The sequence below is a fragment of the Streptomyces sp. NPDC088730 genome (assembly GCF_044751215.1).
In the GTDB taxonomy this organism is placed as follows: Bacteria; Actinomycetota; Actinomycetes; order Streptomycetales; family Streptomycetaceae; genus Streptomyces.
Genome location: NZ_JBIVLK010000003.1, coordinates 583,000 through 608,489 on the forward strand (window position 1 = coordinate 583,000; position 25,490 = coordinate 608,489).

Sequence of the window (25,490 nt, forward strand, 5' to 3'; positions counted from 1 at the left end):
TCCGGTCCGGGCCGTGAGCAGAGCGACGAGAACGATCAGAACATGCTCAGAAGCTCCTCGACCGTGCGCTCGGCGGCGGGCCGGCCGTCGGGCAGCGACAGCTCGAACCAGACCGTCTTGCCGCGCGGTGTACGGCGCGATCCCCAGGCCGCGCTCAGCAGACCGACCAGTTGCAGGCCGCGACCGCCCTCATCCGTATCGCGTGCCCGCCGCCGCCGCGGCTGGACGAGACCGGAGTCCCATACCTCGCACACGAGAGTACGGTCGCGCAGCAGCCTGAGCCTGATCTCGCCCTCGCCGTACCGCAGGGCGTTGGTGACGAGTTCGCTGACGAGCAGTTCGGTGGTGTCCACCAGGTCGTCGAGGTCCCAGGCGAGCAGCTGGCCGCGGGCGAGCTCGCGGGCACGGCCGACCGAGCGGGGTTCGCGCGGCAGCCGCCAGTCCCCGACGGCTTCGGTCGGCAGCCCCTGGATGCGGGCCATCAACAGGGCGATGTCGTCCTCGCCGTGGCGGGTGTCGAGGGTGCTCAGTACGCGGTCGCAGACGTCCTCAAGAAGCGGTGCGGGTTCGACGAGGGCACCGCGCAGCGCTTCCAGCCCTTCGTCCAGCGGATGGTCGCGGGACTCGACGAGACCATCGGTGTAGAGGGCGAGGAGGGCGCCCTCCTTGAGTTCGACCTCGACTTCCTCGAAGGGCTCGCCGCCGACACCGAGCGGCATGCCGGGCGGGACGTCGAGCAGCAGCGCCGGTTCACCCGGCTCGACCACGACAGGGGGAAGATGTCCGGCATTGGCGAAGGTGCACCGTCGGGTGACCGGGTCGTAGACGGCGTAGATACAGGTCGCCAGATAGACCTCGGAGAGGTCCGCCTCTCGGGACTTGTGCGCGGCCCGCGAGGGCCACTGGGCGCCGCCGGTTCCGTCGGAGGAGGTACTGCCACCGGGGGTGCCGAGGCCTCGGGCGACTTCATCGAGCGCGGAGAGCACCTCGGCGGGTTCCAGGTCGAGGAGGGCCAGGGTCCGCACGGCGGTGCGCAGCTCCCCCATGGCCACCGCGGCACGCAGTCCGCGGCCCATCACATCACCGACGACCAGGGCGGTCCGGTGCCCGGGGAGTTCGATCACGTCGAACCAGTCGCCGCCCACCTCGGTCGCCGTGTTGCCCGGCAGATAGCGGCAGGCGATGTCGAGGCCGGCGGCCTCGGGGTCGCCGGGGGGCAGCAGGCTGCGCTGGAGTATCAGGGCGCGCTCGTGCTCGCGCCGGTAGAGGCGGGCGTTGTCCATGCAGACGGCGGCGCGGGCGGCGAGTTCGGTGGCCAGCGCCCGGTCCCGCTCTCCGAAGGGCTCACTGCCCTTCGTACGGGAGAACTGCACGAGGCCGACCACGGTGTCGTGGGCGACCATCGGCACCGCGAAGGTGGACTGGACGAATCCGCGGTCGTCGCCGGGCACGTCCTCGACGTGGCCGGTGCGCAGGGCTATGGCGCACGGCGAGTTGAACGGGTAGCGGTGCACCGCTCCGAGCGCGGGCGGTCCGGCGGCCGGTTGGCCCAGCGGGGCATCACCACCGTGGGCGGTGCCGGAGCCACGGCCGGGACCAGAGCCGGCGGCCCGGCCGTAGCCGGGACCAGCGGCGGGGCCATAGCCGGTGTCAGGGCCCGGACCAGCGCCCTGGCCGAGCCCGGTGCCCGCGGCCGTGCCGGGGCCGACGGCCATGCCGGAGCCGCTGCCGGACATCGCGTCGGGCATGGCATCGGGCATCGCGTCAGGCATCGCGTCCGAGACTGCGCTGGCGAAGGCGACGCGGCGCAGTTCGGCGGAGCCGCCGACCGATTCCTGACGCAGCGAGCTCCAGCTGCCCGGCGGCGCCTCCTCACCGGTGAGGAGTGATTGGTAGAGGTCGACAGATGCCAGGTCGCAGAAGCCCGGTACGGCGACGTCGAGGAGTTCGCGGGCGGTGGTCTCCAGGTCGAGGGAGTTGCCGATGCGGGCACTGGCCTCGTTGAGCAGTGCGAGGTTGCGCCTGGCGCTGGCGGCCTCACGGGCGGCGATATGGCGCCGGGTGACGTCGGTGGCGATTCCGGCGATGCCGATGGGGCGGCCCGATCCGCTGTGCACCCGGTAGAGGTTCATCGACCAGTGCCGACGCCCCGGTTCGCCCGGGGCGGTGCCGACGAGCTGGAGGTCGGTGACGGCTTCACCGGTCGTCAGCACCCGGCTGAGGGTGGCGGCCAGCCGGTCGGCCTCCGTGCCGGCGAGATAGTCGTGGACGGTGCGGCCGCGGTGGTCGTCGGCCCGGCCGCCGAAGACGGTGGCGAAGCGCTGGTTGGCCCGCAGCACCGTGAAGTCGGTACCGAACAGAACGAAGCCGAAGGGAGATTGGCCGAAAATCGCCTGCGAGGCGGCGAGGTCTGTCTCGATGCCGCGGAGCGCGCGGACGTCCACGACGATGCAGACCGCAGCCCGTTCACCCGTCGCCGTCTCACTCGGCATCACATAGATCTCGGCCAGGCCGTGGAGTGCGTCCTCGCCGGGCATCCGGAAGGGGACGAGTCCCGTCCACTCCTTGCCGTCGAGCACCTCGCCGATCCGGCGATGGCCGTCACGGCGCAGCTCACCGGGCATGAAGGCCTCGACCGGGTCCTTGCCCAGCGCCTCGTGCGCGGCAACGCCGAAGAGGCCGGCGGCCCGGCGGCTCCACTGCTCGATCAGACCGTCGGGGCCGATCGAGAAGGAGGCGACCCTGATGTAGTCGTAGATCGAGCCAGGCGGACTGCTCTGCCACACGACGTCGCCCGCTGTCCCAGGTATTTCGCTCACGCGACCGTCCCCTCCAGCTCACACACCGGACCGGTCCTGCCCGCAGTATTCAGCACTACGGCCCTCGCCGACACGGCGTTCACGATCACAGCACGGTCTCAGTCCCTTTCGGCCAGGTTCTGTAAGACCACTGGTGATCGCCGCTTGTCCCACCCCACTCCTAACCAGGCAGGGCCAGCTCGAACCACACCGTCTTGCCGCTCTTTCCGCACCTGACCCCCCATCGCCTGGCGGAGCGGGCCACGAGCTGCAGTCCTCTGCCGCCCTCGTCATCGGGTCCCGCCGTACGTTCGGTGGGCGGATCCGGAAGCGGATCGGAGACTTCCACCACCAGACCGGCATGCGCCCCGGGGTCGTCACCGCTGCGATGAGGCCGCACCATTCGCACCCCGATGGGCCCCGAGGCATAGCGCATGGAGTTGGTCACCAGCTCGCTGACCAGGAGTACTGCCACATCCCCGACGGCCGCGTCCAGCCCCCAGCCGCGCAGCGCCTCGTGAACGGCGTGCCGCGCCGTGCGCACGGCGCCGGGAACAGCCGGAAAGCTCCACTCGGCGCAGTCGCCTCTGGTATCGATCACGCCGATCACTTCCCAAGACCAGCCATGGAGAACGTCCTGTTTACGGGGGCCAAACAGGACATACCCGATAATCAGCACGGAATACCGGGCGGCGACGACACGTGGGGCGTACGGGTGTAAGGCCATGCGCACGAACGGGTGTGCGCGGAAGGAAAGGGCGCACGGACCCTGCGGTGCGCGCCGCAGGGCAATCACTCCGCTCAGTGGTGTGCGCCGTCGGCCAGCCTCCGTACGACTTCGGCCACCGCGGGGCGATCCTGCTCCAGCCAGTCGACCGAGTCGCCCTCATCGGGGCCGAGCCAGCGCAGCTCGTCGTGATCCTGCAACGGCGCGGGCACGCCGGACACCAGACGGGCCGTCCACACGCGGAGCACATAGCCGGGCTTGAGCGGCCACTGGCCGGGGACGCGCTCCAGCGGTTCCGTCTCGATGCCGAGCTCCTCGCGGAGTTCGCGCACGAGCGCCTGCTCACCGCTCTCCCCCGGCTCCACCTTGCCGCCGGGCAGCTCCCACCGGCCGGCCAGCTCGGGCGGGGCGCTACGCCGCGCGGCGAGCAGCCGCCCCCGGTCGAACACGGCTCCGGCCACCACCACGCGATCACTCATGCCCCGGAGCGTAATACCCGGCAGGACCGCCCCAGGGGCGTGGCAGCCGTGCCGGCTCGCGGCACCTCGGACACCGGGATCCGGGCCGCCGACGGGTCCGACGGCGGGCCGGAACGGCGCGCTACGGCCGCGCGGCCTGCTCGGCCCGCTCCACCCAGTAGAGCTGCTTGTGACCGCGGACATCGAGTTTGTCGGCGGTTCGCTGGGCCTCGTCCTGCGTGGCGTACCTGCCCACGCGGTAGCGGTTGCCGTTGTCGTCCTGCCGTATCACCAGCCAAGGGAGCACGGCACCGTTGTCGCTCATCGTGCCTCTCCCGAGCATTGCGCCCCTCCCCTGAACGGCGTGCATGTTTCTAAGGATCCCCAGGAAACCGCAGTACGCATATGCCCGAGCGTACGCCTGACCTTCACACAACGAATACGGAATTGCACAAAGAGATACTGATCCGGCCAGGTGTGGACCAAGCACCAGGGGGCGCAACCAACTGGCTGCGCCCCCTGGCCGGTTCGCACCGGCCCGCTCCGACCCGCCCTCAGCTGCCCCGAGTGGGACGGGCGGGCCCACAGGCCGGCCGGGGCCGCCTTACACCCGGCTCGCGTCCGCCGCCGCGCCCTCCCCCGCTCCGTCACGCAGTACGGGCATCGGCATGAGGACCGGGCCGTTGGCCGGCTCCTTGCGGCAGACGTCCCCGCAGTCCGCGTCCAACGAGCAGCACAGCGAGCAGATCGGGCCGGACTGCACGGGGCAGTCCGCGATGTCCGGGAGCTCGTAGGCCGTTTCGCAGACCGAGCAGGTGTGGGTGGCGGTGATGTCCGCGACCTCGGCTCCCGGACCGTTCACCGGATTGGGCCGGGCCAGGTAGTACCTGCCCTTGGTCGCCCAGGCGATCAGCGGGCAGAGGGTCAGCGAGAGGCCGGCCGCGATGAAGGTGGAGAAGGCCTCCGCGTACGCACCGAACAGCCCGAAGAAGGCGAGGATCGAGACGGTGGAGGCGATCACCATCGAGCCGAATCCCGCCGGGTTCACCGCGTACAGGTAGGCCCGTTTGAACTCGATGTACGGGGGGCTCAGCCCGATCCGCTTGTTGATGACCAGGTCGGCGGCGACCGCCGCGATCCACGCGATGCCGACGTTCGAGTAGAAGCCCAGCAGCTTGTTGAGGGCGGCGAACATGTTCATCTCCATCAGCGTCAGCGCGATGGCGAGATTGAGGAAGATGTACCAGACCCGGCCGGGGTGGCGGTGGGTGATCCGGGAGAAGAAGTTCGACCAGGACAGCGAGCCGCTGTAGGCGTTGGTCACGTTGATCTTGATCTGCGACACGATCACGAAGAGTGCGGCCGCGGGCAGGGCGAACGAGCCGAGCCAGGGCTTCAGCGCCTCGATCTGCGGTGCGATCGGCTCCAGCGCGTGCGTCTTGCCGACCGCTTCGAGTGCGACGAAGGCGAGCAGCGCGCCGCCGAGCTGCTTGGCCGCGCCGATGATCACCCAGCCGGGACCGGCGGCGAGGACCGCGATGTTCCAGCGGCGCTTGTTGGCCTCCGTCTTCGCCGGCATGAAGCGCAGGTAGTCGGCCTGTTCGCCGATCTGGGCGATGAGTGAGAGCGCGACGCCCGTGCCGAGTCCGAAGCCGATCCAGGAGAATCCCGGACCCGCGCCTTCCGTACCGCCGAAGGAGCTGAACGCGCCCCAGGCGTCCGGCGCCTCGAAGGCGAGGACGACGAACGGCAGCACCATGCCGATGATCCAGATCGGCTGGGTCCAGGCCTGGACCTTGGCGAGGGCGCCCATCCCCCGGAAGACGATCGGGATGACGATCAGGGTGGTGATCAGATAGCCCGCCTGGACCGGCAGCCCGATGGCCTGATGCATGGCCTGCGCCATGATCGAGCCTTCGAGGGCGAAGAAGATGAAGGTGAAGGACGCGTAGATCAGCGAGGTCAGCGTCGAACCGAAATAGCCGAATCCGGCGCCCCGCGTGACCAGGTCCATGTCCAGGCCGTATTTCGCGCAGGCTCGGGCGATGGGGATGCCGGTGAGGAAGATGATCGTCGCTGCGGCCATGATCGAGGCGAACCCGCTGGTGAAGCCGTAGGTGAAGACGATCGAGGCGCCGATGGCGAAGTCGGCCAGGTAGGCGATACCGCCGAGCGCGGTGCCCGCGACCGTGCCGGGTGACCAGCGCCGGAACGAGTGCGGTGCGTAGCGGAGGGAGTAGTCCTCACGGCTCTCGTCGGCGGCGAGCTTGGCGTAACTGCGGCCGGGCGGCGGGGATCCCGCTCCGCCCTCCGGAGATCCGGCCCCGCCCTCCGGAGCTCCCGGCGCGTCTTTCGGGTTCTTGGGGGCGCCGTCCGGGGCCCCCGGAGCGCCCTCCGGAGCTCCCGGCGCGGCGCCCAAGGCTCCTGGGGCGGCGGCCGGAGCTGCTGGGGCGGCAGCCGCCTCAAGAGCCCCGGCCGTCTGGGGTATGGCTGTGTCCGTCATCGGTGACTTCCCGTTCGTCAGTCCGGTGTGCGGGTTCGAACGGGAAGTTAGGAGCAGGACATGACAAGTCGGCGTGGGAGACGATTGCCCGGCCGTTACGGAAACCGCGCGGACGTTAACTTGTCGTCACGGGCGCCGGACGGGTGCCACCGGCTATCGGTCACCCAGCAGGAACGGCCCTTCCGCTGGACGGTCACCGGACAGGCAGGTGGTAGGCGATCCGATAGCGATCGGCCGGCACCACCACATCGGCGGTCTCGACCGGCCGCCCCGAGGCGTAGTACGTGCGCTCGATCACCATGACGACATGCCCCGGCACGCCGCCGAGCGCCAAGAGCTCCTCCGCCAGCCCCGGGCGCGCGCCGACCTGCTCGGCCACGTTGTCCACGACCACGTCGATGGCGGCCATCCGCTCGACCACCCCGCAGCCGCCCAGCGGACCCTCTTCCGGCAGCATCACCGGCGTGCGCCCCGTGACAGCGAGGGTCTCCCAGGAGGTCGAGAGCATCATCGGCTCGCCCGACTCCCGGAACACGTAGCGCGTACGCATCACCCGGTCACCGGGCTCGATCCCGAGCCGTTCGGCGATCTCCGCACTCGCCCCCTCCTGTTCGCTCCGTGACTCCCAGGTACCCCGCGCCCCCTCGGCCGTCTGCTCCTGCCGGAACGGACTGGCACCCGCCTCGGACCGGAAGCCGGAACGGGCGATCCGGCGCGGGACCGGGCGCTCGCGCACATACGTACCGGAGCCGGAGCGGCCCTCCACCAGGCCCTCGGCCATCAGCACTTTGCGCGCTTCCAGTGCGACGGTGTCCGAGACCCCGTACTCCTCGCGGATACGCGCCTGGGACGGCAGGCGCGTATGCGGCGGCAGCGAACCGTTGACGATCTTCTCTCTCAGATCGCTCGCAACGCGCAGATAGGCGGGCTGCTCACCGAAAGTCACAGGCCACTCCCCAAGAGGTTGACAGACTGCAACAGCGTCGCAACCGTCGGTTCCGAACCGCAAGCAAAGGCCAGAGATTCACTCGAAGTGATGATTCATGATCGACGTGCGCATATCCGGCAGTTGCCCAGCGACGCGCCGAACCGGCCCCCTCAGCCGCCGACTCCCCGCGCGCGCTCCTGGGATGCTGGCTGCCATGGCCACCTCTTACCTCTGCCCGCGGGACGGAACCCGTGCCGACGTCTCCTCGCTGACTTGGTGCTGCCCGGTCTGCCGCGGCCCCTGGGACCTCGACTTCGAGATCGCGGCCCCCCTGCGTGCCGGTGCGCTGCCCGGAAGGGTCAACTCCCTCTGGCGCTACGAGGAGGTACTGCCGCTCGCCGCGCCCACCACCACTCTCGGTGAGGGCCGCACCCCGCTCGTGCCGCTCACCGGTGCGGTCTCGGCCAAACTCGACTTCCTCATGCCGACGCTCTCCTTCAAGGACCGCGGGGCGGTGATGCTCTCCGAACTGGCCCGGAGCCTCTCTCCCACGCGCGTCGTGGCGGACAGCAGCGGCAACGCGGGCACCGCCGTCGCGGCCTACTGCGCCCGCGCCGGACTGCCGTGCACGGTGCACGTCCCCGAGGGCACGTCCCCGAAGAAGACCGAGCAGATCCGGGCCCACGGCGCCCGGCTGGAAATCGTCGCCGGGGACCGCGAGGCCACCGCCCTGGCCGCCCGAGCCGCCGCCGACGCACCCGGCACCTTCTACGCCTCGCACGTGTTCAACCCGTACTTCCTGCACGGCACGAAGACCTACGTGTACGAGCTGTGGGAGGACCTCGGCGGCAGGCTCCCCGACGCGATCGCCGTACCGGTCGGCAACGGCACCCTGCTCCTCGGCGCGGCCCTGGCCGTCGCGGAGCTCCGCGATCAGGGCCTGATCGATACCCGCCCGGCCCTGATCGCCGTACAGGCCGAGGCCGTCTCCCCGCTGGCCGACGCCTTCCGCGCCGGGGCGGACGGTCTCCTCGACGGTCCGGCCGGGGCGCCCTCCCCCACCCTCGCCGAAGGCATCGCCATCCCGCGTCCCCCGCGCGCCCGGGCGATCCTCGCGGCGGTGCGCGAGTCCGGCGGCACCTTCCTGACCGTGACCGAGGACCAGATCCGCGACGCCCAGCTGGATCTGGCCGCCCGCGGCTTCTACGTGGAGACGACGGGGGTCGCGTGCTGGGCCGCGGTCGGCGGCTGGGAGGACCGCAGCGTCGTCGTACCGCTGTGCGGCGCGGGCCTCAAGACGGGCCTCGCGGCTTGATCCCCACCGCCGCACCGCCGCACCGCCGCACCGCCGCACCGACCAGCAGACCGGCAGACCGGACCCGCGGTCCCTAACCGTGCAGCCGACCCGCAGACCCTAACCGTGCAGCCAGATCCGCAGCGGACCGACCGGCTCGAAGCCGTGCCGGAGGGCGGACTCCAGATCGTCGCCATGTTCGTAGCCGACCACAGGGACCGCCGGAAACAGCGAGTGCACCGCGTCCAGCACGACCGGCCAGGCCGCGTCGGGCCCTCCGTTCAGCGCGAAGACGTTCGAGACCCCGACGACCTGGCCGCTCCGGCTCACCACAGCTCCAGCGGTCACTGTGCCGTCGGGGGACCTTCCGGCGATCACGAACGTGGCGGGGTCGTCGAGCAGTTCGGGCCGGAAGAGATCCGCGTTGCCATTGCCGTCGTCCCAGGCCCGCGCCCAGGCGCGCAGCCTGTCCGGGGTTCCGGCCACCTCCCAGCCGAGGTCCGACGCGGTGGCGGGAGCAGCTGCCGGACGGTGGATCCACTGCCCCTCGAACAGCACCTGGAATCCCTCCGCCACCAGGTCGAGGTCGGCGAAGCTGTCCTTGACCGACGCCCCGGGCGTCGTGGTGTCGATCCCGGTCGTCACCGCTGACGACTCGGTGCCCGGCGCCAGCGTGACCGCGTCGGGGTAGTAGAGCGGGGTACGAGCCGGGGCGGTCCAGGCCTGGGGCCCGAACGTGCTCGCCGAGCCGTGCGACCGGCTCATCGCGGCACACCATTCGGCGTTGTTGCGGGCAGCGGCGTGGACCAGAAGCTGTTTCGTCGTCACAGGTGCGGATCGTCGAACATCCGGAGCCGGGGGTCCAACGGTTTTCCGTTGCCCCCAGAGGGAGGTCCAACCACGGGTACCTCCGTCCGTTGCCGTATCAGCCGTTCACCCGCGTCGTTGCCGTATAGGCCGTTCACCCGCGTCGTCGCCGTATCAACCGTTCACCCGCGTCGTCGCCGTGTCAGCCGTTCACCCGCGCGCCGTGCGTCGATGTGCCGTGTCCGTTTACCTACGTTCATACCGTGAGTCCCTCGCGAACCTCCCTCCTCACGTCACTGGTCGCCTGCGCCCTGATCGCGTCCCTGCCGCCCGTCGCCCACGCCTCGCACCGGGCCGCGCGCCCGCCGGTCGTCGGCCCCGCCGGCAGTCCCGGGTCCGGCGCGCATCCCGCCTGCGGCCACGACACCGACCCCGCCTGGGCTCCGACGTCCACCACGTTCGGCGAGGCCAAGGGCTACGACCCCTATGTGGGCAACGGATACCTGGGCCACCGGGTGCCCGCCGCGGGCGCCGGATACGCGGAGCGCGGCGAGAAGACCGGCTGGCCGCTGTACACCCCGCGCTACGACGGGGCCTTCGTCGCCGGGCTCTTCGGCCGGGACGAGGACCTGGCCGCCGGACGCGAAGTGGCCGCCGCGCTGCCGAGCTGGACCGGCCTCGACGTGCGCGTGGGCGCGGAGACGTACGGCTCCGCCACTCCGGCGGGCCGGATCTCCCGGTACCGCCAGACGGTGTTCCTGCGCTGCGGGCTGGTGCGTACGTCGCTGCGCTGGACGACCTCCGACGGCCGCGCGACCGACCTGGTGTACGAGGTGCTGGCCGACCGCGCCTCCGTGCACACCGGCGCCGTCCGGCTGCGCATGACCCCGCACTGGAGCGGCACGGCGACGGTCACCGGCCGGCTCGACCCGCGCGGCGCACGCCGGATCGCGCTCGACGACGACGGCACGTTCCGCACCCGGGGCACCGGAACGGCGGGCGCGATCGTGCAGACGATGCGCCGGGGCGCCCCGGACGCGGCTCGGGCCCGGGTGAGCGCCGGACGCACGTACACCTTCGAGAAGTTCGTCGGGATCGATACCGCGCTCACCTCGCGCGCCCCGCGCACCACCGCCCGTGAGGCTTCCCGGCGCGGGGCGCGGCTCGGCTGGTCCGCGGTCCTCGCGGAGAGCGCCGCCGTCTGGCACCGGGACTGGTCCGCGGACGTGTCCGTACCGGGCAGCCCCGACCTCCAGAAGTGGCTCCGCTCCGCGCAGTACGGGCTCCTCGCCGCCACCCGCACCGGTTCCCGCGACAGCATCGCCCCGGCCGGGCTGACCAGCGACAACTACGCGGGCATGGTGTTCTGGGACGCCGAGACGTGGATGTACCCCGGGCTGCTGGCCACCCGTCCCGAGCTGGCCCGTTCGGTGGTCGAGTACCGCTACCGCACCCGCGGCCAGGCCCGTACCAACGCCGAGAAGCTGGGGTTCGAGGGGCTGTTCTACCCCTGGACGAGCGCGACCAAGGGCAACCTCTGGTCGGAGTGTCAGAGCTGGAACCCGCCGCACTGCGTCACGCAGAACCACCTCCAGGGCGATGTCTCCCTCGCCGTCTGGCAGTACTACCTGGCTACCGGCGACCGCGACTGGCTGGCCGGACACGGCTGGCAACTGCTGCGGGGCATCGCGGACTTCTGGGCATCGCGCGCCACCGCGAACGGCGACGGAACTTACTCCGTGAAGGAGGTGGCGGGCCCGGACGAGTACAGCAACGGCGTCACGGACGGGGTGTTCACCAACGCCGTCGCCGCCACCGCCCTGCGCGACGCCACCCGCGCGGCCGGGCTCCTCGGCCACCCCGCCCCGGCCGAATGGACCGAGGTCGCGGACGGTCTGCGCATCCCGTACGACCCGGAGCGCAAGCTCTTCCTCCAGTACGCGGGGTACGACGGCTCGACGATCAAACAGGCCGACACCGTGCTGCTCGTCTACCCGCTGGAGTGGCCGATGGAGCCGGGCGCGGCGGCCGCCACGCTCGACTACTACGCGGCCCGCACCGATCCGGACGGCCCGGCGATGACGGATTCGGTCCACGCGATCGACGCGGCCGCGATCGGTGAGCCGGGCTGCGCCACGTACACCTATCTCCAGCGTGCTGTGCGCCCGTTCATGCGCGGCCCGTACGCCCTCTTCAGTGAGGCGCGGGGCGCCAAGGCGGGCGCGCAGGACCCCCTGTCCGGGTTTCCCGCCGAGGACTTCCTCACCGGCAAGGGCGGCTTCCTCCAGGTGTTCACGCACGGACTGACCGGGCTGCGGCTGCGCGAGGACGGGATCCGGCTGGACCCGATGCTGCCGCCGCAGCTGCACGAGGGGGTCACGCTGACGGGGCTGCGCTATCGGGGGCGCACGTACGACGTCGCGATCGGCCCGAGGACGACGGAGGTCCGGCTGACCTCGGGAGCTCCGTTCACCCTCCACACGCCCGCCGGAGCGCGCCTGCTGTCCACCGCGCTCACCCTGCCGACCCGCCGCCCCGACCTCGCCCCGAGCACCGACGCGTCCCGCTGCCGCCCCGCGACGGCCACCTCAGAGGCCCCCGGCCTGTACGCGGCGGCGGCGGTGGACGGCAGCACGGCCACGGCCTGGTCACCGGACGGAGCGACGGGCACGCTGACCGTGGACCTGGGGCGGACCGGTGCGGTGACGGCGTTCGCGCCGGAGTGGACGGACGTGCGCCCCGCCTCGTACCGGCTGGAGACCTCGGCGGACGGGCGGCACTGGGAGCCGTACCGGGCGGGAGCCGTCGCCCGCGAGGTGCGGGTGACGGTCCGCTCCGCGGACGCGGACGAGCCCACGGGCGTACGGGAGCTGAGGGTCACCCAGCCGTAGCCGGCCGCTGACCCGGCTCCCGGCCGCACCCGGACCGGACAAGACCGTCCGTCCGGCCCCGCCACGTCCCGGGCCGGACGGGTGGCTGATCACGCGGGTAGCGCGCGCACATGGATGAATCCCGTGACGGCCGGGAATAGCGGGCGCTGGTGCCTGTTGGCGACAGCATGACTTCTGAGACGCGTGAGGCATTCGGACGGATCGGCATCTGGAGCGGCGCCCTGCGCGCGTCGCGGGTGGACGACGCGGGGAAGCGAGCGATCGCGGAAGCCCTCGCGGAGCTCGAAGAGCTGGGGTACGGGACGCTGTGGATCGGCGGCAGCCCGTCACCGGAGGACGCGGCCGCGGTCGTCGACGCCACCAGCACGGCGACCGTCGCCACCGGCATCCTGAGCATCTGGGACCACACGGCGCAGGACGTGGCGGCCCGGATCGCGGCGATCGACGAGAAGGCCCGAGGGCGGTTCGTCCTCGGCCTGGGCGTCAGCCACGGCCCGATGGTGCCGCAGTACGCGAAGCCGTACAGCGCGATGGTCGCCTACCTCGACGCGCTGGACACCGCCGCCCCGCCCGTCGACTCCGGACACCGGGTCCTGGCGGCGCTCGGCCCGAAGATGCTGAAGCTCTCGGCCGACAGGGCGCTGGGCGCACACCCCTACCTGGTCACCGCCGAGCACACGGCGGAAGCGCGCGAGGCGCTCGGCCCGGACGCGCTGCTCGCCCCTGAGCTGTCCGTCGTGCTCGACACCGATGCCGACCGGGCCCGCACCACCGCCCGGAACATGCTGGGGATGTATCTCCGGCTGCCCAACTACACCGACAACCTGCTGCGCCTGGGGTTCGCGGAGAGCGACTTCGCGGACGGCGGCAGCGCCCGCCTGCTCGGCGCCCTCTTCGCCCTGGGCGACGCCGAGCAGGTGAAGGCGCGGACGCAGCAGTACCTCGACGCCGGCGCCGACCACGTCGCCCTCCAGGTGCTCACCGCCGAGGAGGGCGGCGCGGGCCTGCCGCTGGCCCAGTGGCGTGAACTGGCCGAGGCCTTCGGCGAGGAGCTGTAGCCGGCCGTACCGCACGCACGGCCGGGCAGTCCGAGTGCCCGGCGCCCCTTCAGCTTCCGGCCGGCCGGACAGCCAGCGGGTGATGGAACACGTTGAGCGGGTCCCAGCGTGACTTCACCCGCTGGAGCCGGGGGTAGTTGTCCTTGTAGTAGAGGGTGTGCCAGGGGACTCCGGAGGTGTTCCAGGCGGGATCGGCCAGGTCGACGTCCGGGTAGTTGATGTAGGACCCGTCGCTGATCCCGTCGGGCACGGGCACGCCTCCGGTGTCCCGGTACACGTCCCGGTAGAAGTCGCGGACCCAGGCGAGGGAGGCGGCGTCGTCGGACTCGTCGGCCCAGACCGTGTGGAAGTCGGCCTTCATGACCGAATCGCGCTGGGCCACCGCGGTCTCTCCGGGCCGGACCGTGTTGACCTGGCCTCCGTACCCGAACAGCTCCAGGCCGCCGGCCGGGGTCCCGGTGGAGTTCGTCAAGTGCCGGTAGACCGCGGCGAGCTGAGAGGCGGCCAGCGAGCGGCGCAGACAGGCGGCCTTGATCTTGTACCGCCTGGTGATCACATCACCGGCCTCGCCCGCGCCCGGCCAGGTGACCGGATGCAGCCACGGCATGGTCCGACGGGCGTCGACCGTGGGTTCGACCCCCGTTCCGGCGGTCACGGCGGCCACGAAGTCCGTCACCAGCCCGTCCGCACCCGGGACGTCGGCGTCGATCTGGACGATCATGCGGAAGCTGCCCGCGCTGCGGTGCGCCGCCTGGAGGATCGCGTACAGGTTCGCCTCCGGGGTGCCGGCCGCGCTGTTCCGCTCGTGCCAGCGGCCGAAGTCGCGCAGCAGCGCGGTGAACGCCTTCTCGGTCATCCGCTCGTCCCAGTCCCAGGCGACCACGCATTCCAGCAGCCTGGCGGGAGCGCGTGGCAGCAGCCGGGAGGGATCGGTACCGGTGGCGTCCGGTGCGCGCAGCCAGTACTTGGTGACGACGCCGAAATTGCCGCCCCCGCCGCCCGTGTGCGCCCACCAGAGGTCGCGGTGCGGATCGTCCGGTTCACGGGTGGCGACCACGGTCCGGACGGTGCCCCGGCTGTCGACGACCACCACCTCCACGCCGTAGAGGTGGTCCACGACGGATCCGTACCGGCGTGACAGCGGCCCGTACCCGCCCCCGCAGAAGTGCCCGCCCGCGCCCACCTCCGGGCAGCCGCCTCCGGGTACCGTCACGCCCCATCGCGTGAAGAGGGTCCGGTAGACGTGGCCCAGGGTGGCGCCCGGCCGCACCTCGAACGCGCCGCGCTCCTCGTCGTGGACGACCGCGTCCATGGGCGAGAGGTCCAGCAGCAGGCGTACCTCCGGGTCGGCGGTGAAGCCCTCGAAGCAGTGGCCTCCGCTGCGCACCGCGATCCGCCGCCCTGACCGTACGGCCTCCGTCACGGCCCGCACGACCTGTTCCGTGGAGCCGGCCACCTGGATCTCGTCCGGCCGTCCCTGGAAGCGCCAGTTGTCGCCGCGCAGGAGGCTGCCGTAACGGGGGTCCGCCGGCCGGACCGAGACCGCCCCCGGCGTTCGGCCCGGCCGGCGCTCCGCCGCCGCGGCCGGGGCGATTGCGCGGCCGGTCGCCAGAGCCGTTACGGTGCCGCCGGCGGCGGCGAACAGCCCGCGCCGGTTCACTCGCGCGTCCGGCGGCGCACTGTCCGAACTCGCCGAACTTACTTGACCCGTCGAACTTGCTTGATCCGTCGGACCCGCCGAATCCGTCGAACCCGCTGGATCCGTCTGTGGTTCTTCCTCTGAACTCATTCCGTTCACTACACACGCAGCAGACGGGGTGATCCATGCGATCGTGTGCGCCGGCAGTCGGGTTCACCCGATTCGTGTCGCGGTGAGCCACTTGCCGTACCGCCGTGCTCTCAGCTCCCGGACGGAGGGCCCTGCTGGGGGCCGAGGGCCGGTTCGAACGCGGCGGTGTAGCGGTCGAAGTGCCCCTTCCAGGCGTCGGTGGCGACGGATTCACCGGCGAGGTGGCCGAGGCAGATCTGCCAGCCGGCCGCGTTGCGGGCAGCGATGTCCGGGGGCGTCTCGTCGGTGAACACCAGTCGGGTGCGGCCGTCCGGCTCCGGTGTCAGGTGGAAGCGGAGGGTCTCTTCTCCCCAGGTGTAGGCGAGGACGCGAGGCGCTTCCGCTTCCAGGACGACGCCGGTGAGGGTCATGTCGGTCCCGGTGAACGGGAAGCTGATCCTGGAGCCGGGCTCCCAGGCGTCGGTGATGACCTCGCACGGAAACCAGGCCCTGAGCTCCTCGCGGTCGGTGATCGCGCGCCAGACCTCCTCGGGAGGCTTGGCCAGGACCCGCTCGAAGCGCAGGACCGGCCGCTCACCGCCCGTACTCAATGTGGCATCTGCGGTGTTGGCGGGGTTTGCCTGGCCTGTGGGGTCCGCGGAATTGTTCATGATGATCCTTCCTCCAGATGCCGGTCCAGGCGGTCCAGGCTCGCGCTCCACAGCCTGCGGTAGGAGGCGAGCCATGCGTCGAGCTCGGCCAGCGGCTCCGGGCGTATCCGGTACAGCCGCCGCTGAGCGTCGGCCCTGGCCTCGACCAGCCCGGCATCGCGCAGAGTGCGCAGATGCTTGGAGACGGCCGGCTGCGTCAGCCCCAGTTCGTCGACCAGCTCACCGACGGGCCGCTCGCCATCCTTGAGGAGGTCGAGAATGCGCCGGCGATTGGGCTCGGCGAGCACTGCGATGACGTCACTTGCCGGGGTACTCACCAGACAAATATACGACCTCAGCTATATGCCCGCAACCGCATATACGTGATCCGGTCAGAGCCTCCAGCCCGCCCCACCCCGGAACGCGCTCGCTTACGATGACAGCGACCACGACACGACAACACGACGGCATAACCGCAGGACGACGACGGTGCGGACTCCCGGTCCACCGCGGGGAGGAACGGCAGTCGATGAGCCTTCGCCAGTTCGAGTACGCCCTGGCCGTCGCGGAGGAGGGCTCGGTGACGGCGGCGGCGGAGCTGCTGCACGTCGCCCAGCCCTCGGTGTCCCAGCAGATCCGCGGCCTGGAACGGGACCTCGGCGTGCAGCTGTTCGCCCGTACGCCGACCGGGCTGGTGCCCACCGTGGTCGGCCGCGCGTTCCTGCGGGAGGCCGAGGTCGCCGTGAGCGCGTCGCGGCGGGCCAGGGCCACGGCGCGGGCCGGGGCCGAAGAGCTGGCCGGCGAGCTGACGGTCGCGGCGCAGCTGGGCTTCGGCACGCGGCAGCTGCCCGGCGCCCTGGGCACGCTGCGCCACCGCTTCCCCCGGCTGGAGATCACCGTCTTCGAGGAGCCGAGCTCCGCCGAGCTGGAGCAGCTGTGCCGTCGGGGCGTGCTGGACCTCGCTCTGATGGCGGCGTGCGAGCGGAGCCCGGCCGACGCCCACCGCCTCGGGGAAGAGGAGTTCGTCGTGGTGCTGGGCGCCGGACACCCGCAGCTCGCCGCGGACCGGGTCGACCTGCGCGAACTGGAGGGCGAGCCGTGGGTGAGGTTCGACCGCGACAGCGCGCTCGACGCCGTGCTGCAGAACGTTCTGCGGGAGACCGGCCCGACCCCGGTCACGGCCGCCCGTGTGTCGCAGACGGCGACGGCCGTGCGCTGGGCCGCGCAGGGGCTGGGCCCGACGCTCGTCCCGGCCTCCGCTGTGCCCCACGGTCACGAACACCTCGTCCGCCCGGTGTTCCCGGCCGTGTCCCAGCCCGTCATCGCCGTCGTCAGGCAGGGCGCCGGGCCCGCCGAGACGGCCCTGCTCGACCTTCTGCGGCAGGAGACCTGGTCCGGTTCCGCCCCCTTCTCCAGATCTGCCTGATTCACATCGGCATCCCCCTCGGCATTTTCATCGACATCCCATCAACCTGGAACGGAATTCCGTAGCCGCCGTTCAGGAAATCGCATTCCGGAACCGGAATCACTCCCCCTGGCCTCAGCCCCTGGGGAATTCTCCGCCGTCGACAATGAGATTGCTCGCCGTCAGCCACTTCGCCCGGTCGGAGAGCAGGAACAGCACCGCGTCCGCGATGTCCTCGGGCAGCCCGTCGCGCCCCAGCGGGGTGGTGTCGTCGGCGTTGGTCGGGGCGGGTGCGCCGCCCATGCGCGCGGACACCTCCGCCCACTGCTCGCGGGTCGCTTCGCCGCCGGGGGTGGTGGTCCTGCCGGGAGACACGGTGTTGACCCGGATCCCGAACGGTGCCAGCTCCACGGCCAGGCCCTTGCTGTAGTTCTCCAGCGCCGCCTTCGCCGCCGTGTAGTGCAGGAACGGACCCACCGGGGCGAGGACCGCCGCCGAGGAGACATGCACGATCCGGCCCGAGCGACGCTCCCGCATCCCCGGCACCAGCAGCGCGTCCAGCCGCACCGACGCCAGGTAGTTCAGGTCCAGCGCGTCCTGCCACTCCTCGTCGGGGATGGCCAGGGCGCCCTCGTGAGGCCGGGCCCCGCCCGCGTTGTGGACCACGATGTCCACCCCGCCGAGCATCTCCCGCGCGGTCGCGGCGAGCGCCTCCGCCCCCGCCCGGGTCCGCACATCGGCGGCCACGAAGGAGGCCCCGTCCGGCACCGTGCCGGCCGCGGACCTGGCGGTCGTCAGGACCTCGGCGCCCGCGTCCAGAAGCCGGCGCACGACGGCCGCTCCGATGCCGCGGGAACCCCCCGTGACCAGGGCGCGCTTCCCCGCCAATTCCGGCGTCCCCGGTCCATTCCCCGGCCCGCCTCCCGGCCCGTTCCCGAATTCGTTCCCGGTTCCATTCTCGACTGTGGTCATGCCACCGGCCCTCTCGATCGTGTGTGAGTCAGCAACGAAAAGGGGTGTACACCTCGTCGCGCTGATTCACCGTACGACTGGAATGGAATGCGGGACAAAGACGAAAAAGCAGCAGGAGGTATAGCGGATTCCTATGCCGCGCCCGTCACCCCGCGTGCGCCGGCTCGCCGCCCGTTCAGTTGCCCGCGCCGAGGCCGGACATGAAGGCGGACGGATACCGGTCCCCGCGTGCCGAGCCGAGCGGGACCGCCTTCTCGATCTCGGCGAGGTCGTCGCCGGTGAGACGCACCTCAAGCGCGGGCAGCGCCTCGGCCAGCCGCTCACGGGTGCGCGCGCCCACCAGCGGCACGATGTCCTCGCCCTGAGCGGCCACCCACGCGATGGCCAGCTGGGCGACGGTGCACCCCTTCGCCCCGGCCACCCGGCGCAGCGCCTCCACGAGGGCGAGGTTGTGATCCACGTTGTCCGCGGAGAACCGCGGACTGTGCCCGCGCGCGTCGCCGGGACCGGCTGCGCGCCCGGCCGACCAGTGCCCGGAGATCAGGCCCCGGCTCAGTACGCCGTACGCGGTCATCCCGATGCCCAGCTCCCGAAGCGTGGGCAGGATCTCGGCCTCCACCGCGCGGGAGATCAGCGAGTACTCGATCTGCAGGTCAGCGACCGGCTGCACGGCGTGCGCCCGGCGGATCGTCGCCGCACCGACCTCCGAGAGGCCCAGGTGGCGTACGTAGCCGGCGTCGATCATCTCCTTGATCGCGCCCACCGTCTCCTCGATCGGCACGTCCGGGTCCAGCCGGGCCGGCCGGTAGATGTCGATGTGGTCGACGCCCAGCCGGGTCAGCGAGTAGGCGAGGAAGTTCTTGACCGCCTCGGGGCGGCCGTCCGTCCCGCCGAACGCCGGGCCCGGTCCGCGCAGCATGCCGAACTTGACGCTCAGCCGGTAGCTGTCCCGGTCCCGGCCGCGCAGCGCCTCGGCGAGCAGCAGTTCGTTGTGGCCCATGCCGTAGAAGTCGCCCGTGTCGATCAGCGTCACACCGGCGTCCAGCGCGGCGTGCACCGTGGCGATGCTCTCCGCGCGGTCGGCCGGGCCGTACGCGTCGGACATGCCCATGGCTCCCAGGCCGAGGGCGGAAACGGTCGGGCCGGTGCGGCCCAGGGTGCGCGTCTGCATCGCGGTCTCCTTCGTCGTCGGTACTCCTTCCACTGTGGGCGGGATCGGGCAGGTGCGGGAGAGGAGCGTTCATCCAGGGAGCGCCGCTCCCTGGATGCCCGGCCGTACGGGCGCGACCATGGAGGTATGCAACGTGAACAGCTCGCCGACTTCCTGCGCCGCCGCCGCGAGTCGATCCGCCCGGAGGAGGCGGGCGTCACCGTCGGCCCCCGTCGCCGCACCAGCGGTCTGCGCCGGGAGGAGGTGGCGATGCTCGCGGGCATGTCCACGGATTACGTCGTACGCCTGGAACAGGGCCGCAGCAGTCAGCCGTCCGTCCAGCTCCTGGGCGCCCTGGCCCGAGCGCTGCGGCTGTCGGAGGACGAGCGTGACCATCTCTTCCACCTGGCCGGTCACCGGCCGCCGCCCGCCGACGGAGTCGCCCGGCTGGCCCGCGCCGGCCTGATGCGCATGATCGATCTGCTCGGCGACACCCCCGCCGCGGTCCTGTCCGACCTGGGCGAGATCCTCGCTCAGAACCGGACGGCCGCCCTGCTCACGGGCGACCACGTCGATTTCTCCGGGGACCGCCGCTACGCCGTCTACCGCTGGTTCACGGATCCGGCCGCGCGGGCGGGCGCCCCGGCCGAGGAGCGGGAGCGCCACGGCCGCCAGCTCGTGGCGGACCTGCGCGCGGTGACCGGCCGCCGTTCCGGCGATCCGACGGTCACCGGTCTGATCGAGCGGCTGCGGGCCGCGAGTGACGACTTCGGCCGGCTGTGGGCCGAGCACGAGGTGTCGGTCCGGCGCGCCGACCGCAAGACGATCCGGCACCCGCGGGTGGGACCGATGCTCATGGACTGCGAGACCCTGCTCACGCCCGACCAGCGCCAGCAGCTGCTGGTTCTCACCCCGGCGGACCCCGAGAGCCGTGAGCGGCTGGACCTGCTGCGGGTGCTGGGCACCCAGTCGTTCCCCACGGAGCACACCGGCCCGTCCTCACGCTGACCCGCGCTCGTTCCCGTCCGCGCATCCACAGCGGGCACGGCTGTTCGATCGAGTGCGCGGCCGCCAACAGCCCGTAATCGCATGGTTACTTGATCGCCCCCACTGGGCAGGAAAGGATGGCGGCCGGTACGGACGGGGGTGGCTGACGTGCGCGATGCGGCGACGGTGCTGGGCTGGGAAGCTCCCTTCGACACGGAGGAACTGCCGCGGAAGTGGGTCAAGCGGCTGCCGGTGCCCCAGGCGTCACTGCGGGAGCGGATACGCGCACTGGAGCCGTTCTTCAAGGCCGCGGGGCGCGGTCCGGTGCACGAGCATCTGCTGGGCATCGCGATGCTCCGTGCCAGGCACGTGTTCGCGGCGACCTCGTCACTGCTCTCGGCACTCGGCGCGGATCCCCGACGGCGTGGCGCATGGGTGGACGCGGCCTGCGCGTACGCCGCCGCGGAGCGGCCGGAGATGGCGATGTGGCTGCTGGCACACGTGGTGCCCGGGTTCAGCTCGGTCGGCCCCAACGCTTCGCCCTACCCGACGGATTCGCGACGCGCCGCAGAAGCCAACAACCGGCTGATCGCGTTGCGCGACCTGCACCGGCAGCGTAGCGACGAGCTGCGTTTCCTCGGGCTGCGGACGGCGGCGGACGAGGAGATCCGCGGACGGTTCGGTGCACAACCGCTCGGCACCGAACGGCTGTTGCTGCACACCGCGGCGCTGATCTCCCTCGGGGAGGCGCAGGACGCGCTCCAGCCGTTCGACCGGGCGGCGGCGCTGCTGGAACAGGACGCGCCGGTGGTGGGGACGACGCTGGAGCAACTGGCGCGGATCCGCATCGCGGCCGGTCCCGCGCCGGAGCGGGACGAGGTGCTGGCGCGGCTGCGGCGGACCGCTCCCCAGTCGATGGTGCTGGCACGGCTGCACCAGCCGACCCTCCTGGAGCGGAACATGCGCGAGCAGGAGGCCCGGTTCGAGGCCCTGCTGCTGGACACGGAGGCGGAACGCGGGCAGCGGAGCCTGCGTGAGCCGCTGGAGCAGCTGCGGTTGCGCGCCCGCGCCTCCGAGCATCCTGGACCGTATCGGGAGGCCTTGGCCCGGCACGGCGGCCGCGGCCGGAACGGGGGGCACCATGGCGGATGACGAGGACGTGGAGGCGCGGCCTCTCCAGATCGCGCTGCGGGCCCTGTCGGCGCCCACGTACGACGAGGTACTCGACCAGTTCGCGGCGATGCCGCCCGGCGGGCACGACGAGGCGGCGGCGTTCCTGCGGCAGCACGCGGAGACGGTCGGCTCCCTCGGCCACGAACACGGACACGGACACAATGACGGCCCCGGGCACGGGCCGATGGCCGAACTGGCGCTGTTCCTCGCCGAACGCTGCGAGGCCCTGGGGGCGCGGGCGCCCGGCGCCGCCAGGGAGCCGGACGACTCCGGCGGCGGCGAGAACTTCCCCCGGCTGCTGCGCCGCGCCTGCGCGGCCGAGGGGGTGCTGGGCGCCTACCGGTCGCTGGCGGGGCACCAGGCGCTGTTCCCGGACGAGCCGGTGCGGGCCGCGGTGCGGCTGCTGGCGGAGTGGGGCTCGGACCGGACCCGCAACGCCCACGCGATCGCCGCGCTGGGGCTGCTCACCGAGGACGGCCCGAGCCGGGTGACGGCCCGAGCCGACTGGGCGAACCACCTGCTGCACAAGGGGCGGCACCGCAGGGCGCTCTACCACGCGGCTCGCGCGCTTTCGTTGCAGCATGCGGTGGGCGACGCGCATTCGCTGGTGAACACCTACCTGCAACTGGCCTCCGTGTATCTCACGATGGGCGACCTGCCGCACCGGGCCGAGGTGCTGACGCAAGCGGCCGCGGCCGTCGACAGGGAGGGGACGGTCTCCGCCGTGGAGGAGGCGGCGGTGCGTTTCCAGCTCGCGAACACCCTCGTCTCGCTGCACCGCTACCGGGAGGCCGTGCCCCCGCTGGAGCGCGCGGAGGCCCTGTCCGCGCGTCCGGAGAACGACTCGGACGGGGCGTTCATGCCCTCACGCCGGGATCTCCTCAGCTGCCGGGCCCAGGTGGCGGAGGCGCTCGGCGCACTGGGAGCGGCCGCCGATGCCTACCGCGCCCTGCTGGAGCTCCCCGAGATGTCGACGCGGGCCGCGCCGCGCGCCTCGATGCTGTACGGCCTGGTCTCCTGCCTGCGGCGCACCCACCGCCAGTGGGAGGCGTTCGAGCTCCTCAGCGACGAGCTGGAACGGGCCGGACAGCAGGGCGCGGGATATCTGAACCTGGTGTCGCTGCGCTGCACACTGGCCGCGCTGCTGTTCTCCGGCACCGATCCGCGCCTCCCCCGCGACCTGCTCTCGCTGGAGACGCAACTGGTGCAGGGCCTCTTCGACTCGGCGGGCTCGACCTACCCGTGCTTCGGCGAGCTGCTCGTCACGATGGGCGACCTCGACCTGTCCGAGGGCCACGAAGCCGGCGCGGCCGAGTGCTACCGCTACGCCCTGTACGTCTCCGGGGACACGGAGGGCACCGGGGACCCGGGGGACACCGGGGGCGCCCAGCAGCCGGAGCGCCTTCCGGAGCGGCTTCGCCAACGCATGCTGTTCTCGCAGCTGCTGCCCCTGGGCGGCCCTTCCGATCCGGTCTCGTTCGCCCTCTCCAAGCTGCGCGAGCGCATGCTGCGCCTCTTCCCCGAGGGGGCGCACGACTTGCCGGACACGCGCCTGCTGGCCCTGCAACGGCTGTGCGGCGTCGAGCGCGATCCCGCGCGGCGGGCGCGGATGGCGGACCGGCTCGCGGCGGGGCTGCGCCGCGCGCAGGAGCGGAACGTTCCCCGTACGTTGCAGGACCTGGCGGTGCCGGTGTGCGAGGCGGTCGCGGAGGTACGCGGTCCGCAGTCCGCGGCGCGGCTGCTGGAGGAGGTCCTCGCCTTCCACGACGCGCGGGGCCGGCTCCCGGACCCGGCCCTGCCGCTGGGCCTGGCCCGGCTGCTGGCGCGCGTGCCGGGCGGGCACCGGCGGGCCTTCGAGGTGCTGTGGCACCACCGCGGTCTGCGGCTGCGCGCACGGGAGTCGCATCCGCTGCTCCAGGACGCGGACCAGGCCGCCGGCCTGGTGCTCCCGCTGTACGAGGCGCTGCTCTCCCTGTTGTTCGAGCACGGCGACGACCTGCCGCTGCCCGACAGCCGGCCGCCCGCGGTCCTCGCCTTCGACCTGCACGAGGAGGCGAAGGCCCGCGGAATGGCCGATGACCTGGTGCGGATGCCCCTGGCCAAGCCGCCGGGGGTGCCGCAGCGGCTGTGGGACGCGGAGCAGCGGCTGCTGCGGGCGCAGCGTCAGCTGGCGGGCGGTGAGCGTCCGGACCGGGCCTGGACCTGGCGCGAGTGCGCGCGGGCGCTCGCGCCGCTGTACGAGGCGCTGGAGCCGTTCGCCCCGGAGTACGTACGACTGCGCCGGGCCGAGCCCGCCGGGGTGGAGCAGGCGTTGAGGCTGCTGGACGAGGCGGCTCCGCCGGAGGGCATGGTGCTGGCCTCGTACTTCACCGGCGAATCCGAGACCTTCTGCTTCGTGCTGGCGTCCGGCGAGAACGCGCTGCGGTGGCACCGCATCGCGGTGGGCCGCGCCCAGCTGCACAGCGCCGCGGAGAAGATCCGCCTCACGGTCGACGGCGACCGCTCCGTCTTCCCCGCAGTCCCGCCGATCAAGCCGCGGCGGCCGGTCCCGCTGCCGCTGGAGGGGCTGGCGGAGCTGCTGCTGCCGTTCCGGGAGGTGCTGGCGGACCGCGGGCTGCTGTGTGTGGCGCCGCACGGGCCGCTGTCCGTGCTGCCGCTCGGTGCGCTGCGGCTGCCGGACGGGCGGTACTGCGTGGAGCAGGCGGCTCTGGTGTACACCCCGAGCGTCTCGGGGCTGGCCGCTCTGCGCGCCGCGCAACGGTCCGGCTCGGGGGCCGCGCTGTGCGTGCGGGTCGCCGCGGAGGAGGATCTGCGGGGCGGCGGCAGCGGCTTCGAGGCCGAATCGGTCCCGGCCGGCGAAGGCTGGCGGCTGTCCTCGCTCACCGGACCGGAGGCCACCCCGCAGGAGGTCCTCGCCGGCATCGAGCAGGCCGACCTCGCGTACATCGCCTGCCACGGCCACCAGGACCACAGCGACCCGGAGAACTCCGCCCTGCTGCTCTCCGACGGTACGGAGCGCCCCAGCCGGCACGCCGATCCCGCCTCGCAGCGGGCCAGGCGGACCTTCCTGCGGGCCCGCGATCTGGCCGACTCGCGCACCCCGTCCCACGTGGTGCTGCGCGCCTGCTCGGTCGGCTGGCACGAGCCGGACCACCCGGGCGAGGACTTCACGGGCCTCCCCCGCGCCCTGCTGCGCGGCGGCACCCGCACGGTCCTGGCCCCCATCTGGCAGGTGGACGGCACCAGCTCCGCCGCCCTGCTCGACGAGGTGACCGGCGCGGTGATGCGCGGCCGGCCGATGTGGCGCGCCCTGTGGGACGCCCAGCGGCGCATGCTCACGGATGCCGACCACGCCCATCTGTCCCACCCCTACCACTGGGCGGCGTTCGTCCCGCTCGGGGACTGGAGCTGACATGACCGCAGACGTCCACGCCGAGAGGGCCGCCGCCCTGACCGACCGGAGCGCGCTGCTCGCGCTGGAGGAGGCAGCGTACGAGCTGGGCCGCACCTTCCCGACCGGGGTGACGAGCGGGCCGGAGGCGACGCACGTCCTCCAGGAGCTCTTCACGCAGGCCGGTGCCGGGGCTCCGCCGTCCCGGGCGGACGACCCCGCGGCCGCCGCCCGCCGCGTGCTGGCCGCGCTCGCGGGCGAGGAGGGCGCGCGGACGCTGGTCGAGGGAATCCTGGCCGACCCGCCGGAGGACGACCAGATGGGCGGCGAGGACGTCGTCGCCGACCTGACGGTCCTCACCGGCGTCATCGCGTTCCTGCGCCTGCACGTCAATTTCCGCTTCAAGCGCGACAACGGCCGCAACACGGTGGAGTTCCGCATCGAGAAGAAGCCACTCACCGACGGCGCCCTCACCGCCCTCGTCCGCGCCGTCCTCAGCCTGATGAACCGCGAGCCGTAGGTCGTGGCTC

Annotated in this window: 20 protein-coding genes; 8 read left to right on the forward strand and 12 right to left on the reverse strand. The window is 72.2% G+C overall.

Features of this window, described 5'->3' with window-relative positions; translation table 11 throughout:
• Positions 1-35: 35 nt before the first annotated feature.
• From ACIP89_RS14500 to ACIP89_RS14525, 6 genes are all read right to left on the reverse strand, one after another.
• Positions 36-2,786: a SpoIIE family protein phosphatase gene (locus ACIP89_RS14500; protein WP_402115219.1), complete on the reverse strand. Its 2,751-nt coding sequence runs from the start codon at positions 2,784-2,786 to the stop codon at positions 36-38.
• Positions 2,787-2,979: 193 nt separating this feature from the next.
• A complete protein-coding gene (locus ACIP89_RS14505) occupies positions 2,980-3,408 on the reverse strand; it encodes an ATP-binding protein (protein WP_402115084.1) in 429 nt (142 codons plus the stop codon).
• A gap of 191 nt (positions 3,409-3,599) precedes the next feature.
• On the reverse strand, positions 3,600-4,004 hold the full coding sequence (locus tag ACIP89_RS14510) for a (deoxy)nucleoside triphosphate pyrophosphohydrolase (RefSeq protein WP_401920870.1): 405 nt from the start codon (positions 4,002-4,004) through the stop codon (positions 3,600-3,602).
• 121 nt (positions 4,005-4,125) lie between these two features.
• Positions 4,126-4,326 carry an SPOR domain-containing protein gene (locus ACIP89_RS14515; protein WP_401920872.1) on the reverse strand — a complete coding sequence of 67 codons (201 nt, stop codon included), beginning with the start codon at positions 4,324-4,326 and terminating at the stop codon, positions 4,126-4,128.
• Between the two features lie 261 nt (positions 4,327-4,587).
• On the reverse strand, positions 4,588-6,486 hold the full coding sequence (locus ACIP89_RS14520; protein WP_402115085.1) for a purine-cytosine permease family protein: 1,899 nt from the start codon (positions 6,484-6,486) through the stop codon (positions 4,588-4,590).
• Between the two features lie 193 nt (positions 6,487-6,679).
• Positions 6,680-7,432 (reverse strand): GntR family transcriptional regulator, encoded by a 753-nt coding sequence (locus ACIP89_RS14525; RefSeq protein ID WP_401920876.1) that lies wholly within the window; start codon positions 7,430-7,432, stop codon positions 6,680-6,682.
• A gap of 196 nt (positions 7,433-7,628) precedes the next feature.
• Between ACIP89_RS14525 and ACIP89_RS14530 the strand changes: the two genes are divergently transcribed.
• Positions 7,629-8,729: a threonine synthase gene (locus ACIP89_RS14530; protein WP_402115087.1), complete on the forward strand. Its 1,101-nt coding sequence runs from the start codon at positions 7,629-7,631 to the stop codon at positions 8,727-8,729.
• Positions 8,730-8,828: 99 nt separating this feature from the next.
• Here the strand turns inward: ACIP89_RS14530 and ACIP89_RS14535 are convergent, their stop codons facing one another.
• Complete coding sequence (locus tag ACIP89_RS14535; RefSeq protein ID WP_402115220.1) at positions 8,829-9,473, reverse strand: hypothetical protein; 645 nt, start codon at positions 9,471-9,473, stop codon at positions 8,829-8,831.
• Positions 9,474-9,778: 305 nt separating this feature from the next.
• Here ACIP89_RS14535 and ACIP89_RS14540 point away from each other — a divergent pair, with 305 nt between their 5' ends.
• Both ACIP89_RS14540 and ACIP89_RS14545 read left to right on the forward strand, forming a co-directional pair.
• Complete coding sequence (locus tag ACIP89_RS14540; RefSeq protein WP_402115090.1) at positions 9,779-12,406, forward strand: discoidin domain-containing protein; 2,628 nt, start codon at positions 9,779-9,781, stop codon at positions 12,404-12,406.
• Between the two features lie 167 nt (positions 12,407-12,573).
• On the forward strand, positions 12,574-13,464 hold the full coding sequence (locus ACIP89_RS14545) for an LLM class F420-dependent oxidoreductase (protein ID WP_402115092.1): 891 nt from the start codon (positions 12,574-12,576) through the stop codon (positions 13,462-13,464).
• A gap of 49 nt (positions 13,465-13,513) precedes the next feature.
• On the opposite strand, the gene ACIP89_RS14550 is transcribed toward ACIP89_RS14545, so the two are convergent.
• The 3 genes from ACIP89_RS14550 to ACIP89_RS14560 form a co-directional block, all read right to left on the reverse strand.
• Entirely contained in the window at positions 13,514-15,124 is a 1,611-nt protein-coding gene (locus ACIP89_RS14550; RefSeq protein ID WP_402115095.1) for an FAD-binding oxidoreductase, read from the reverse strand.
• A 239-nt stretch (positions 15,125-15,363) separates the two neighbouring features.
• Positions 15,364-15,903, reverse strand: coding sequence for an SRPBCC domain-containing protein (locus tag ACIP89_RS14555; RefSeq protein WP_402115097.1), 540 nt, complete (start codon positions 15,901-15,903; stop codon positions 15,364-15,366).
• Positions 15,900-16,220, reverse strand: a complete 321-nt coding sequence (locus tag ACIP89_RS14560) for an ArsR/SmtB family transcription factor (protein WP_401929535.1) — start codon at positions 16,218-16,220, stop codon at positions 15,900-15,902. The genes ACIP89_RS14555 and ACIP89_RS14560 overlap by 4 nt, the downstream gene beginning before the upstream one ends.
• Positions 16,221-16,411: 191 nt before the next feature.
• Between ACIP89_RS14560 and ACIP89_RS14565 the strand changes: the two genes are divergently transcribed.
• Positions 16,412-17,308, forward strand: coding sequence for a LysR family transcriptional regulator (locus ACIP89_RS14565; protein WP_402115100.1), 897 nt, complete (start codon positions 16,412-16,414; stop codon positions 17,306-17,308).
• Positions 17,309-17,422: 114 nt separating this feature from the next.
• Here the strand turns inward: ACIP89_RS14565 and ACIP89_RS14570 are convergent, their stop codons facing one another.
• Entirely contained in the window at positions 17,423-18,175 is a 753-nt protein-coding gene (locus ACIP89_RS14570) for an oxidoreductase (RefSeq protein WP_401920888.1), read from the reverse strand.
• Positions 18,176-18,434: 259 nt separating this feature from the next.
• Entirely contained in the window at positions 18,435-19,430 is a 996-nt protein-coding gene (locus tag ACIP89_RS14575; RefSeq protein ID WP_402115102.1) for an aldo/keto reductase, read from the reverse strand.
• A 126-nt stretch (positions 19,431-19,556) separates the two neighbouring features.
• Between ACIP89_RS14575 and ACIP89_RS14580 the strand changes: the two genes are divergently transcribed.
• The 4 genes from ACIP89_RS14580 (at position 19,557) to ACIP89_RS14595 (ending at position 25,480) form a co-directional block, all read left to right on the forward strand.
• A complete protein-coding gene (locus tag ACIP89_RS14580; protein WP_402115104.1) occupies positions 19,557-20,417 on the forward strand; it encodes a helix-turn-helix transcriptional regulator in 861 nt (286 codons plus the stop codon).
• Between the two features lie 147 nt (positions 20,418-20,564).
• Complete coding sequence (locus ACIP89_RS14585; RefSeq protein ID WP_402115107.1) at positions 20,565-21,548, forward strand: hypothetical protein; 984 nt, start codon at positions 20,565-20,567, stop codon at positions 21,546-21,548.
• Entirely contained in the window at positions 21,538-24,981 is a 3,444-nt protein-coding gene (locus ACIP89_RS14590) for a CHAT domain-containing protein (RefSeq protein ID WP_402115108.1), read from the forward strand. Before ACIP89_RS14585 ends, ACIP89_RS14590 begins: the two co-directional genes overlap by 11 nt.
• Before the next feature lies 1 nt (position 24,982).
• The gene (locus ACIP89_RS14595) at positions 24,983-25,480 is read left to right on the forward strand and encodes a hypothetical protein (RefSeq protein ID WP_401920897.1); all 498 of its coding nucleotides are present in this window, start codon (positions 24,983-24,985) and stop codon (positions 25,478-25,480) included.
• The last annotated feature ends 10 nt before the right edge of the window (positions 25,481-25,490 follow it).

Excerpts from the sequence above, each read along its gene's own strand:
- ACIP89_RS14575 (WP_402115102.1), bottom strand. The coding sequence starts at position 19,430 with ATGCAGACGCGCACCCTGGGCCGCACCGGCCCGACCGTTTCCGCCCTC.
- ACIP89_RS14535 (WP_402115220.1), bottom strand. The coding sequence starts at position 9,473 with ATGAGCCGGTCGCACGGCTCGGCGAGCACGTTCGGGCCCCAGGCCTGG.
- ACIP89_RS14580 (WP_402115104.1), top strand. The coding sequence starts at position 19,557 with ATGCAACGTGAACAGCTCGCCGACTTCCTGCGCCGCCGCCGCGAGTCG.
- ACIP89_RS14545 (WP_402115092.1), top strand. The coding sequence starts at position 12,574 with ATGACTTCTGAGACGCGTGAGGCATTCGGACGGATCGGCATCTGGAGC.
- ACIP89_RS14515 (WP_401920872.1), bottom strand. The coding sequence starts at position 4,326 with ATGCTCGGGAGAGGCACGATGAGCGACAACGGTGCCGTGCTCCCTTGG.
- ACIP89_RS14595 (WP_401920897.1), top strand. The coding sequence starts at position 24,983 with ATGACCGCAGACGTCCACGCCGAGAGGGCCGCCGCCCTGACCGACCGG.
- ACIP89_RS14555 (WP_402115097.1), bottom strand. The coding sequence starts at position 15,903 with ATGAACAATTCCGCGGACCCCACAGGCCAGGCAAACCCCGCCAACACC.
- ACIP89_RS14510 (WP_401920870.1), bottom strand. The coding sequence starts at position 4,004 with ATGAGTGATCGCGTGGTGGTGGCCGGAGCCGTGTTCGACCGGGGGCGG.
- ACIP89_RS14565 (WP_402115100.1), top strand. The coding sequence starts at position 16,412 with ATGAGCCTTCGCCAGTTCGAGTACGCCCTGGCCGTCGCGGAGGAGGGC.
- ACIP89_RS14590 (WP_402115108.1), top strand. The coding sequence starts at position 21,538 with ATGGCGGATGACGAGGACGTGGAGGCGCGGCCTCTCCAGATCGCGCTG.
- ACIP89_RS14520 (WP_402115085.1), bottom strand. The coding sequence starts at position 6,486 with ATGACGGACACAGCCATACCCCAGACGGCCGGGGCTCTTGAGGCGGCT.
- ACIP89_RS14530 (WP_402115087.1), top strand. The coding sequence starts at position 7,629 with ATGGCCACCTCTTACCTCTGCCCGCGGGACGGAACCCGTGCCGACGTC.